At 51.8% G+C, this 12,561-nt stretch carries 9 protein-coding genes; 5 read left to right on the top strand and 4 right to left on the bottom strand.

Annotated features, from left to right (window positions below; translation table 11 throughout):
* Positions 1-45: 45 nt before the first annotated feature.
* The 4 genes from folK to dksA form a co-directional block, all read right to left on the bottom strand.
* Positions 46-591, bottom strand: coding sequence for a 2-amino-4-hydroxy-6-hydroxymethyldihydropteridine diphosphokinase (gene folK / locus R3187_RS03385; RefSeq protein WP_318965299.1), 546 nt, complete (start codon positions 589-591; stop codon positions 46-48).
* Complete coding sequence (gene pcnB, locus R3187_RS03380) at positions 584-1,951, bottom strand: polynucleotide adenylyltransferase PcnB (protein WP_318965298.1); 1,368 nt, start codon at positions 1,949-1,951, stop codon at positions 584-586. The genes folK and pcnB overlap by 8 nt, the downstream gene beginning before the upstream one ends.
* Positions 1,952-2,169: 218 nt before the next feature.
* Positions 2,170-3,096 carry a tRNA glutamyl-Q(34) synthetase GluQRS gene (gene gluQRS, locus R3187_RS03375; RefSeq protein WP_318965297.1) on the bottom strand — a complete coding sequence of 309 codons (927 nt, stop codon included), beginning with the start codon at positions 3,094-3,096 and terminating at the stop codon, positions 2,170-2,172.
* Between the two features lie 11 nt (positions 3,097-3,107).
* Entirely contained in the window at positions 3,108-3,557 is a 450-nt protein-coding gene (gene dksA / locus R3187_RS03370) for an RNA polymerase-binding protein DksA (RefSeq protein ID WP_019675979.1), read from the bottom strand.
* 313 nt (positions 3,558-3,870) lie between these two features.
* On the opposite strand from dksA, the gene pepB reads away from it, so the two are divergent.
* From pepB to R3187_RS03345, 5 genes are all read left to right on the top strand, one after another.
* Positions 3,871-5,187, top strand: coding sequence for an aminopeptidase PepB (gene pepB, locus R3187_RS03365; protein WP_318965296.1), 1,317 nt, complete (start codon positions 3,871-3,873; stop codon positions 5,185-5,187).
* 7 nt (positions 5,188-5,194) lie between these two features.
* Positions 5,195-7,678, top strand: coding sequence for an ATP-dependent helicase HrpB (gene hrpB / locus R3187_RS03360; RefSeq protein ID WP_318965295.1), 2,484 nt, complete (start codon positions 5,195-5,197; stop codon positions 7,676-7,678).
* A complete protein-coding gene (gene mrcB / locus R3187_RS03355) occupies positions 7,662-9,917 on the top strand; it encodes a penicillin-binding protein 1B (protein ID WP_318965294.1) in 2,256 nt (751 codons plus the stop codon). Before hrpB ends, mrcB begins: the two co-directional genes overlap by 17 nt.
* Before the next feature lie 34 nt (positions 9,918-9,951).
* The gene (locus tag R3187_RS03350; protein WP_318965293.1) at positions 9,952-12,108 is read left to right on the top strand and encodes a winged helix-turn-helix domain-containing protein; all 2,157 of its coding nucleotides are present in this window, start codon (positions 9,952-9,954) and stop codon (positions 12,106-12,108) included.
* 125 nt (positions 12,109-12,233) lie between these two features.
* Positions 12,234-12,482 carry a hypothetical protein gene (locus tag R3187_RS03345; protein WP_318965292.1) on the top strand — a complete coding sequence of 83 codons (249 nt, stop codon included), beginning with the start codon at positions 12,234-12,236 and terminating at the stop codon, positions 12,480-12,482.
* Positions 12,483-12,561: the final 79 nt, after the last annotated feature.

The following is a 12,561-nucleotide window of genomic DNA, read 5'->3' as shown; positions in this document are numbered from 1 at the left end:
TGATTACGGGTGCGCAAGATCGCACAAAGTGCCGGCAGCTGCAAGTTAGCCGCTGCAGGGTTCGCTTAGTTTTTCCAGGCCATTTAACGGCACCTGCTTAAGCAATGTCTGTAACGGTGTGCCACAGGGCAGTATCAGCTCTGGGGCAATTTCGGCCAGCGGAAACAACACAAACTCACGCTGCGTTAACCCATAATGCGGCACTGTTAAACGCTCTGAAGCAATAGTGTGGTTGGCATACAGTAAAATATCCAGATCCAGCGAGCGTGGTCCCCAGCGCTTGGCTTTACGCTGCCGGCCCTGCTGTTGCTCAATTTGCTGCAGCGCGTCGAGCAATGCCAGCGGCGTAAGCCGGGTGTGGATCTTAGCCACCGCATTAACGTAGTCAGGCTGGTCCTGCGGGCCCATAGGTCGCGAGCCATATAAGCCTGATACAGCCACCAGAGTGCTTTGCTCAAGCGTATGCAGCGCGCTGATGGCGTTTTGCAGCTGTAATACCGGGTTGGCCAAATTTGCCCCCAGCCCCAGATAGACTTCATGCTCAGCCATCTGCGCTGGCGCAGGCTGATGTGCCAACTGCTGTTCAGGCATCGGGGGTGCTGCTGCGCTTACGTTTATAGTTATTACGCCGGCGTTTGGGCCTGTCCTGCCCCTCACGGCCCAGACTGTTGATCAGTTCCAGTTTTTCAGCATCGTCGGCAAACTGAAATTGCTGCCACCAGCTGGCCAGCTCGGTCAGGCTGCCGCCCTCAGCCTGTGCTCGCAGTTGCAGAAAGTCAAAGGCACCACGAAATTTAGTTTGTTCCAGCATTTTAAAAGCGCGGCGGCCACTGCGTTTGGTCAGCCGGGATTGCAGCGCCCAGATATCGCGCATCGTTAAACTAAAACGTTTTGGAATAGCGATGGTGCGCTGCACATCGTCCAGCACTTCAGTCATTGCAATATTCAGAGCATCAATTTCATTCAGGCCACTTTCAATCAGCAGGGTCTGGCTGCGCAGCTCTACCGGATACCACAGCATAGCGGCGAAGATAAAGGCCGGGGTCACCGGTTTATCGACAGCAACCCGCTGGTCGGTGTCCTGCAGCGCCCGGGTAACCAGACTAAACGCTTTACCTTCCGGTTCCTGCTTCAGTATTTTGTCCAGCTGCGGCATCAATTGTTTTAAAATGCGGGTATCACGCAACAACATAAAGTTGTCAAACGCTTTTCCCGCCATCAGCATTTTGACCAGCTCGTCAAATAAGCGCGGCGCCGGAATATTTTTTAACAGCACCGCTAACTGACTGATAGGTGTTAATGCGTCGGGAGCGATTTCCATATTAAGCTTGGTCGCAAAACGGATGGCTCTGAGCATCCGTACCGGGTCTTCCCGGTAACGCACCTCAGCTGAGCCAATCAGTTCAATCCGCCGGGCGGCAATGTCCCGCATACCATTGGCAAAGTCGTAAATGGCGAAGTCTTTTACCGAATAATACAGCGCGTTAATGGTAAAATCACGGCGCTCAGCGTCCTCTTCAATCGTGCCGTAGACGTTGTCACGTAAAATCTGACCATGGTCGCTTAAACTGGCAGTTTTCAGTTTCGGGGCGGTATTTTCTTCGTCGTCAGCACCGCTGTGATGTCCGCGAAAGGTGGCGACTTCAATAATTTCCCTGCCAAACACCACATGCGCCAGCCTGAAGCGCCGGCCAATCAGGCGACAGTTACGAAATACCTGCTTTACCTGCTCCGGATGGGCATTAGTGACTACATCAAAATCTTTTGGTTTTAACCCCAGTAATAAGTCGCGAATACAGCCGCCTACTAAATAAGCTTCGAAGCCGGCATCTTTCAGCCGATACAGAACTTTCAGCGCACTTGGGCTGATATCGCGCCGTGAAACACTGTGCTGGTCGCGGGTAATCACCTGCATCGGTGGCAATACTGAGCTTGCAGCCGCCTGGGCCATAGGCGCTGCTGCTGCAACTGTTCTGGCAGCAACCGGCTTACTTTTATTGTCGCCCTGAGGCTTGCCGCTTAGGGTTCTGCGGCAGAAATCTAACACACGCGAAATTATGATATCTCTCCTGAGCACTTGCCAGTCGGGCTGATGGCATTGGCATCTGAATAAAAAAAACGGCTAATAATACCGCAGCAGACGACAAAAAAGAATTAATCTGGCTAAAATCAGCCAAAATCGCTGGTTAATACTTCCCGTGCTGCCGGAATATCGGCCGGGCACCAGTTGGCAAGCGCATACGTTAACTGCTCTGCTGCCGGAGCCTGTTGTAATTCAGCCGGCAAAACCAACCCTAATATCGCCAGTGCGCGGGCCATAGTGTAGCAGGCAGGCCAGTTGCTGAGCGCCGTCGCATGGTTCTGCTTGCTCAGTTTAAAACCTGGTGCGGTAACCGCCAACGGTAAGTGACCATAAACCGGCTCCGCTGCCCCCAATAACTGAAATAAATGCTGCTGACGAGGGGTCATACTGAGTAAATCCGCACCGCGGATCACTTCGGTTACCCCCTGATCCAGATCGTCCACCACGACGGCCAACTGATAGGAGAATAAGCCGTCGCGGCGCAACAGAATATAATCTTCCCGGGCCAGCGCCGGAGCTATCTGCTGCGGGCCAAGCAGGCAGTCGGTAAAGTGACAAGCCACGCCTGCCGCCCGCAGGCGCCAGCTTAACGGCGCAGCCGCGCGGGTTTTACTGTAAAGGTTCAATGTCGAACAGGTGCCCGGATACAGACCGCCCGCGGCGTTAATTTGTTTGCGACTGCACTGACAACCATACAGCAAGCCTTGCTGCTGAAACCGGTTAAAGACTTCCTGGTAGCGGGCAGTGCGCTGGCTCTGATAAATAACCTCACCATCCCACAGCAGGCCATGCTGCTCCAGCGTATGCATTATGCTGCTGTCGGCGCCCGGACTGACTCTTGGCGTGTCGATATCTTCAATCCGCAGCAGCCATTTACCGGCGTGCTGTTTGCTGTACAGATAACTGCCAACCGCAGCCAGCAAAGAGCCAAAATGCAGGGGGCCGGAAGGGGAGGGAGCGAATCGGCCAACAGCAACGGCTGTTGGCGTACTCAGGGTGCTTAATGTTGTCACAGTGGCTGCGACTAGCCGCCTAACTGCTTTTCTTTAATCTCAGCCAGCGTTTTACAATCAATACATTGATCCGCTGTTGGCCTTGCTTCCAGCCGCTTGATGCCAATTTCAATACCGCAGGTATCACAGAAACCGAAATCGTCGTTTTCAATTTTCTGTAAGGTTTTTTCAATTTTTTTCAATAGCTTACGTTCACGGTCACGTGCCCGCAATTCCAGGCTGAACTCTTCTTCCTGCGCCGCCCGGTCTACCGGATCAGGGAAATTAGCTGCTTCATCGGCCATATGGGTTTTAGTGCGGTCAACTTCTTCACGCAGTTGTTGGCGCCAGGCGTCAAGAATTTTGCGAAAATGTTCGAGCTGCTTCGGGTTCATATACTCTTCCCCGACCGCTTCCTGATAAGGTGTCACACCGGCCAGTGCCAGTAACCCTAATGTCTTAACATTCTTGCCTTCTGGCATGATCATCTCCTGTACAATACTGCCAAGCAAAAAAAAGTGGCGGCTATAGATAGCAGAATATTGCCACCACCGCAATCACTAATAAAAAAGCCGGCGAAGTATACAGATTGTGACTGTAACCGTCACCTGTTTTAACGACAACGCCCGGTTTGTAGTATAAGTGATTAATTTTATGTGGTAATGCATTTCTGCACAGCTGATAACAGCCCCCATTTAACGCGTTGCGCTCGTTGTCCGCCTGCACGCTATGGTACACTTCAGACCACTACAGCTAGCCATCATCACCAATAAGCTCGATTAAATGGGGATTACTATGTCTAATTCAACACCAGAACTATTACAAATCAGTATTGCTGCAGAAAGAGCGGCAGCAAAGTGGGGTAATAATGCGTTACTTAGCCCTACAGCCCAGGGTTATCAGATTCACTTACCCGGCAATGATCCACTTCGCAGTATGCAAAAAGCCGGTCGCAGTCTGGATAATCTTGGCATTACTGAGCTGCAGTTAACTGGTAGCGGTTGGAGCAAAGACTTGCAATGGGCATTTTATCAGGGCTTTTGTAATGCCAGAAAACATGGCGGGATAAGCTTTAACAATGAACAGGGTGAAGCGGAGCAACTGGCTCAACTTGCGCAATGCTTCAGCTTTGCCAAAAAAATCATTAACGACACGCCGGAAATGTTGTCGCCAGTGGCATTAGCAGAGCAGGCCGAAGCATTTATCCGAAGCATTGCCCCGACAGGTTCGGTAAGCAGTCAACTTATCGCTGGTACTGATCTGGTTGAAGCAGGTTGGCATGGTATCTATCAGGTCGGGCGGGGCAGCACCCGGCCGCCGGCATTGCTGGTGCTGGACTTTAACCCGGCGCAAACGGCTGATACCCCGGTATCAGCCGCACTGGTGGGTAAAGGCATCACCTTTGATAGTGGCGGTTATTCAATTAAGCCTACTGAAGGCATGGCGACGATGAAATGTGATATGGGCGGTGCAGCCACGGTAACGGCGGCACTGGCGCTGGCGATAATGCAGGGCCTGAAGCAACGGGTAAAACTGATTTTGTGTTGCGCCGAAAACCTGATTAGTGGCCACGCCTACAAACTGGGCGATATTATTACCTACAAAAACGGCACGACCGTTGAAATTGTAAATACCGATGCAGAAGGGCGCTTAGTGCTGGCCGATGGCCTGATGTGTGCCGGCGAAACCAAAGCACCGTTAATTATTGATGCAGCAACGTTAACCGGCGCTGCCATGGTTGCTGTTGGCGGTGAATACAATGCGTTGTTTGCGCTGGACCAGCCACTGGCGGCCCGCGCCCTGCAATATGCGGCCAACGAGCAGGAAGCAACCTGGCAGTTGCCACTGGAAAAATGGCATCAGCAGCAGTGCCCGTCACCTTATGCCGATACCGCTAACAGCCGGCCGGTTAAAGGCGGTGGCGCAGGCGGTGCCAGTAATGCAGCCGGGTTTTTAAGCCGCTTTGTACCGGCAGATGGGAAAGGCTGGTTGCATTTTGATTTAGCGGCAGCTTTTAATAATTCCGCTAATGGTTACTGGGCGGCGGGGGCCACCGGCCATGGCATCCGCACTATTGCTACTACCTTACTGACCGAAACAGCAGCTAAGTAATACTACAGTGGCAACACTCGAGGTTAATCCGGGCTTACCGGTAGCAGCAGTGCTGCCGGAGCTTTGCCAGTTACTGGCAAGCGGTAACAGGCTGGTTTTATCGGCACCGCCCGGTGCTGGTAAATCAACCTGGCTGCCATTGCAATTGCTTAAACAGCAGGCCTTCGCTGCCGGCCAGATCATTATGCTGGAGCCGCGCCGGCTGGCAGCGAAAACCATTGCCAGCTATCTGGCCCAACAAATAAATGAGCCAGTGGGCCAGACGGTGGGTTATCAAATCCGGCATGACAGTTGTCAGTCTGCTGCTACCCGGCTGTTAATTGTTACCGAAGGTATCCTTACCCGTAAACTGCAGCAGGACCCGGAGCTTGCCGGGGTCAGCCTGCTGATTTTTGATGAGTTTCATGAACGCTCCCTGCACGCCGATCTGGCTCTGGCACTAAGTTTAGAAGTGCAGCAAATCCGGGATGATCTGAAAATCCTGGTCATGTCTGCTACTTTGGATGTTGCGGCGCTCGAACGTTACATGCAGGCGCCGGTGCTAAGCAGCACTGGCCGCAGCTATCCGGTAGACATACACTATATTAAACCCGGTACTGAGCCAGCTGCGTTACAGGCTGCCCGTCAGGCATTACATGCATTTAACCATGCGCCCGGTAATATTCTGGTTTTTCTGCCGGGTCAGGCAGAGATAAACCAGGCGCGCGACTATTTAGCAGGCCAGTCGCTGCCAGCCAACCTGACGGTGTATTCTCTGCTGGGCGCGCTGAGTCTGGCCGAGCAACAGGCTGCCATTGCGGCGCCAGCAGCAGGACACTTCAAAATTGTGCTGGCGACCAATCTGGCTGAAACCAGTTTAACCATTGAGGGCGTTAATCAGGTGGTCGACACCGGGCTGTGCCGGCGTGCCAGCTTTCATCCGCGCCATGGCATCAGCAAGCTGGAGACGGTGGCAATCAGCCAGGCAGCCGCCATTCAGCGCGCCGGCCGTGCCGGCCGTCAGGCGCCGGGCCAATGCTACCGGCTGGATACCGCGGAGTTATGGCAAAGACGGCCGGCGTTTGAGCCGGCAGAAATAGAGCTGGCAGAGCTGACGCAGTTGCGGCTGGAAGTGGCGGTATGGGGTTGCCAGCCGGCTGATATTAACTGGTTAACCCCACCACCGCCGGCGCATCTTGCCGCTGCCAGCGCGTTGTTGCAGCAGTTTACTGCATTAGATGAAAGCGGCTGTATTACGCCGTTTGGCCGGCGTTTGTACCAAACCGGTAGCTCAGTGCGGCTGGCTAATATGTTATTATACGCGGCTGAACACGAAGGGCAGGTACCTGGGGTAGCGTGGCTGGCCGCGCTGGTGGCGGCGTTGATGGAAGACAGCCGCAATTTACAGCAAAATCTGGCGCAGCAGTTACAAACCCTGGCGCACAGCAAGCATCTGCCTCAATATCAGCAAGCAAAACACTTCGTCCGGCGTATCGGTTGCAATAGTAGCGCACCGTTGCCGTTACAGTGGCTGCCGCTTTTATTGCTCAGAGCATTTCCGGATCAACTGGCACAGCGCCGCGGCCAGGGATATTTACTGGCTAACGGTGCCGGCGCGGCTCTGGCGCCCGATCATCCGCTACAGGACACAGATTATCTGGTAGTGCTGGATATTCAGCAGTGGCAACAGCAAAACCGGATCCGGCATGCGCTGGCCATTACACTGGACGAGATTATCGCAGACTGGCAGGCGCAGCTGCCCTGGCGGTTAAAAACCGGCTGGAATGACAAAACCGGCGGCTTCAGCAGTGAGCGACAGCGCTGTTTTGGCCAGCTGGTGCTGCAACGCCAGCCGGTTCAGAATGGCATAACACCCGCCGAGCGTCAGCAAGCCTGGCTTGGCTATCTTACCAAGCAGGGGCTTAGCGAATTAACCTGGTCAGAGGCGGCGCAGAGTTTATCTGCCAGAGTTGAGCTGGTCCGACAGTACCAGGGCGCTGATGCCCTGCCTGATTTCAGTCCGGCGGCATTACTGGCAGAGCTGGCCAGCTGGCTGGGCCCTTACCTTGGCAATATCAGTAAAAAGAACCAGTTAAGCCAGCTGGAACTGGAGCCGCTGCTGCTGGCCAGACTTACCTATCAGCAACAGCAACTGCTGCAACAGCTAGTGCCGGTGCATTGGCAAACCCCGACTGGCAGCCGGCTGAAAATTGACTATCTGCATCCCGGCGGGCCCCAGCTTTCAGTCAGAGTTCAGGAAATGTATGGTCAACTCACCACGCCGGTGGTGTTAAATGGCGCTATTGCCCTGACGATAGCGTTGCTGGCACCGGGCCGACAACCATTACAGGTAACCCGCGATTTAGCCAGCTTCTGGCAAAACAGCTGGCAGGATGTTAAAAAAGAAATGAAGGGTCGTTACCCCAAACACTACTGGCCTGATAATCCGGCCGAAGCGCAGCCAACAACTAAAACCAAAAAGGCGATGTTACGCGATGTCAACCCGAAGTAAAGGCGCCCGTGCGCCGAAGGTAAGAGTGCAGCCATGGTGGCAAAAGCTGTTATTTACGCTAGGTAAAGTGGCGCTGGCATTATTGTTTTTGCTGGCAACCTATCTGATTTACCTCGACAGTAAAGTCACCCGGGCTTTCGCCGGCCAGAAATGGCAGGTGCCGGCTCAAATTTATGGTCGCAGCCTGGAGCTTTTTCCGGGAAAAGCACTAACGTCAGTTCAGCTGCAGGCCGAGCTCGAACAATTACAGTATCAGCGCAATCCGGCAATGACTGCTGCCGGCCAATACAGCGTATCTCGTAACCATATTACCATTTACCGGCGCGCCTTTACCTATATAGACGGTATTGAGCCTGAAGCCCTGTTCAGTGTCGAATTTAACAGCAGTGGTATTAACCGCATCCGCTACCGGCAACAGCAGGAAGTCAATTTTGCCCGGCTGGAGCCGCAGTTAATTGAGCATATGCTATCGCCGCATCAGGAAGACCGTGAGCTGGTAAGGTTAGAGCAGGTGCCCGGCCTGCTCAAGGAAAGCCTGCTGCTGGTGGAAGATCGTGACTTCTATCACCATCGGGGCGTCTCCCCGCTATCAGTATTGCGGGCGTTATGGGCTAATATCAGTGCCGGGCGAACGGTGCAGGGCGGCTCTACCTTAACCCAGCAGCTGGCCAAAAATATGTATTTGTCCAGTGATCGGACATTACTGCGTAAAGTCAATGAAGCCATGATCGCGTTAATTCTCGATTATCGCTTTAGTAAAGATCATATCCTCGAAGCCTATCTGAATGAAATTTTTCTTGGTCAGAACCATGCCACGGCCGTGCATGGCTTTGGCCTGGGTAGTCGCTTTTATTTTGCCAAGCCAATTACTGAGCTGCGTCCAGATGAAGTGGCGTTACTGATTGGTTTACTGAAAGGACCCTCGTATTACGACCCGAGGCGTTACCCGGAACGCGCACTTACCCGACGGGATCTGGTGCTGCGGCTGATGTTTGAACATCATCTGCTAAATGGTGAACAATATCAGCAGGCGCTGGCACAGCCGCTGCAGCTGGTAGGCCGGGGGCAGTATCTGAATGCCCGCTTTCCCGCTTATCTGGATGCGGTTAAAAAGGAGCTGCGGCAAATTAATTTTGACCAGCAGCTGTTAAGCAGCGGCATTAAGGTATTTACCTTTTTAGACCCCGGTGCCCAGCACCAGGCTGAGCTGACCGTACGCCAGCAATTGCAGGATAAGGATGAGCAACTGCAGGCGGCGATGATGGTTGTGAATTACCAGACTGCTGAAATTCAGGCTCTGGTAGGTGGCAGGGAAAGTGGCTTTGCCGGGTTTAACCGGGCGCTGGATGCCAAACGGCAAATTGGCAGTATCATTAAGCCGGTTATTTATCTGGAGGCGCTGAGTCAGCCAGGCAGATTTTCCCTGGCATCGATGTTGGACGATCAACCGCTCAGTCTGCGCTCTAACAACCAGGAATGGCAACCACAGAACTTCGATAAAACATACCGGGGCCGGGTCAACCTGCTGACGGCTCTGGCAGACTCGTTAAATGTGCCAACGGTAAGGCTCGGTCTGCAGCTGGGGATGCCGGCGGTCAGTGATGGCTTACGCAAGCTGGGGTTAAACCGGCGGGTTAATTTACTTCCCGCTGCGCTACTGGGCGCCATTGAACTCAGTCCACTGGAGGTCAGCCAACTGTATCAGACCATTGCAAATGATGGCGTGTATCAAGAGCTGGCAACTGTGCAGGCGGTAACGGACCAGGACGGTCACCGCTTATATCACCGGCCTGGCCAACGCTACAGCCGTTATTCCACTCAGAGTATCTATCTGCTGCAGCATGCATTAATCGCGGCCACCCAAACGGGCACAGCAAAAGCATTGCATTACGCGTTGCCAATGACGGTGTTTGCCGGGAAAACCGGTACTTCCAGTGATTACCGGGACAGTTGGTTCAGCGGCTTTGATCAGCAAACCCTGGTCACCATCTGGCTGGGACGGGATGACAATAAACCGATCGGCCTGACCGGCAGCTCCGGTGCTCTGCCATTGTTCATTGATTATTTTAAAAATCAGGGCGCGCAATCTATTATACGATATCTGCCTGAACAGGTAAGGATCCAGGCGTTTTCAGCCAGTAGTGGTGAGCCGGTAGCAGAAACTTGCGCTAACATATTGTTATTACCTGCTATATCGGTTGAAATGCAGCAAGAATTAAGCTGCGAGAATTCACTTTAACGATTAATTTATAGGGTGCGGCAATCTCATTATTATGGAAATTAAACCCGAACGATCATTACTGGTTGGCGAATGGCACTATCTGGCAAAAGAAGACAAGCTGGTAAAGCTTGACTCGCAGAGCCAGATTACTGCTACAGCTGATTTGGACAACCTGGGCCAGAAAGTCGTAAATTACTTTATTGTTCATGCCGGTAATCTGGTGACAAAAGACCAGTTGCTGGCTGATGTCTGGGGGATCCGGGATGTTTCAGATGGTCGGGTAATGCGGGTGATCCGGGCAATCAGAATTGCCCTTGACGACGATAGCCGGCAACCAACTTATATTGAAACGATCCCGAAAAGGGGTTACCGCTTTATTGCTGATGTTGCAGAAATTCCTGAAATACCGCTGGCAGAGAACAATGCGGCTGCAGCGCCGCCAGGTAATCCGACCATCAGGCCTGCTAAGCAGGCGTTGTTCTGGGCAGCGTTGGCAGCAGTACCATTGCTGGTGCTGTTAAGCTGGCTACTATGGTTTAAACCAATGGCGGAACCTGCAACAGCAGACCTTAACACTATTCCACTATGGCGCTATAAACCCATTACCTCGCTGGACGGCCTGGAGTTTTATCATAATGTGTCGCCCGATGAGCGTTATCTGGTATTTAGCTACGCGAACGAAGGCAGCGAACAAATAGCGGTGCTTAATTTACAGGATTTGCAAAGCCATAAACGGGTGCAAATTACCGCTGACAACGCCAGCAGCCTTGGTGCTGCCTTCAGTCCCAGTGGCCGTTACATTGCTTATCATAAAATGTTACCGGATCGACGTTGTGAAATCCGGTTGATTGAGCTTGAGCCCGGTCAGATGGTCGTTAAATCTGATACGTTGCTTACTGTCTGTACGCCTGAATCAGTATCTGCACGAGTCAGTTGGTCAGCTGATGGCCGTTACATTGTTTATCCCAGTCTCGACCCTGAGCAGCGCCAGATGGTTCTGATGATGTATCCGGTAGCTGGCGGTACCGCTGAGCAGCTGACTGTGCCGCCGGCCAGCAGTTTTGGTGATTACGCCGGGCGCTACTCACGCTCAGGTGATAAAATTGCCTTTATTCGTGATGCTGCAGGAACAGCGCAGATTTGGCTGCTGGATTTAACCAACAGGGCAACCCGGTTATTGGTGCAGATAGATGATGCCTATCCCGGCAACATAGACTGGACCCTGGATGATCGTAGTATTATTTTTCCATCCGGTATTTCGTCGTTGGGAATAGTGGACGTTTTGACAGGAGAGAGTCGGGAGCTGGCCTATACCGATAATCAGGCAAGTGAAATTCAGGTGGGGGCCGTAAGCGGTAAAATTTATGCGTCAGTAGGGTTTTTCTCGCATACAAACATTAAAAAAGTGGCAAACAAATTAGTATCAGACTTACAAACAAAAAACCTGGTATTCAGCTCAAATCGGAATGAAATTTATATTGAAATTAACCCGAAATCCGAAGGGCCAGCAGCCGTTGTGTCACGTCGTTCTGGTTTATCTCAGGTCTGGCTGTTCTATCCTGATGGCCGCCAGCAGCAACTCACGGATTTTACGTCTAATGAAAGGATCCGTAGTCTGGTTTTTTCACCAGATGGTAGCAACTTATTACTGCATTTAAATAGTGGTATCTGGCAGTTAACAATGGCCGGTGAATTAATCCAGATAGTCGGCAAAGACGGAGAGGTTGTAGCTAACCCCGCCTGGAGCCGGGATGGCAGCGAAGTATTTTATGCGCAGTCGCGACAAGGACGCTGGGATATTATGGTGGCCGCTGTTGATACCGAGATCGAAAAACGTGTGCTGGCAACTGATCGGGAGTTATATATTCAAAGTTATAACGCAGATTATAATATCTGGCGCGACGCGAATTCGAAGAATTTTGTTATTGAATACAGCAATGGTGATACCAGAGAGTTGAAATTAGGCACAAAAGCTGACCAGATGTTATTTAAATTTGATTTGCGCCGGCATGGCTTTTATTTCACTTATCTACTAGAGGATACCCAATACCAGCTGCGCTACTATGACTTAAAAAGTGGCACTGTCACTGAAGAGGTAATTGACGATTATCTGTATCACAATCGGTATAGCATCTCTGTTGATGAGACTGAAGTGTACATGCTGGAAGCGGTCAGAGCCGATTTTGATATTGCCGAGATCAGTTTTTAGATCGACGTTTTATAAGGTTTTTATTGAAAGATCATCGAGTTTAATCCCGGATTCAGGAGTAGGGTCAATATTGTTGAGCACAACAGTGTGACCCCAACAACTGAATATCACTCGGAGATTGGATCATGAATAACACTTTTAAAGTATTACTTATTGCTACTAGCTTAACTATAATTTCCAGCAATAGTAGCAATAGCGTGAAAATTAATGAGCCGGTATTGCTGGATAACTTATATGCCTGTCCGTGGTGGCCTGCTTGCAAAGATCCGGAAGACCTATCACCTAAGCCTGTTCCAACTGATAGTTCTGTGCCTAAACCAACAGGCGATAAAGACACCACTAAAGATAAAAAAGATGAAACCCGGCTGGCCTGAGCCGGCTTGAAGCAGTTTCAAAAGCAGATACACTCTACTTTTCAGTCAATTAAGGTATAATCCGTCCTGACACTTTAGT

Source organism: Arsukibacterium sp., from assembly GCF_033721375.1.
Taxonomy (GTDB): Bacteria; Pseudomonadota; Gammaproteobacteria; order Enterobacterales; family Alteromonadaceae; genus Alishewanella.
The sequence above is the reverse complement of the archived record's forward strand: the minus strand, read 5'-3'. Positions and strand labels throughout refer to the sequence as shown.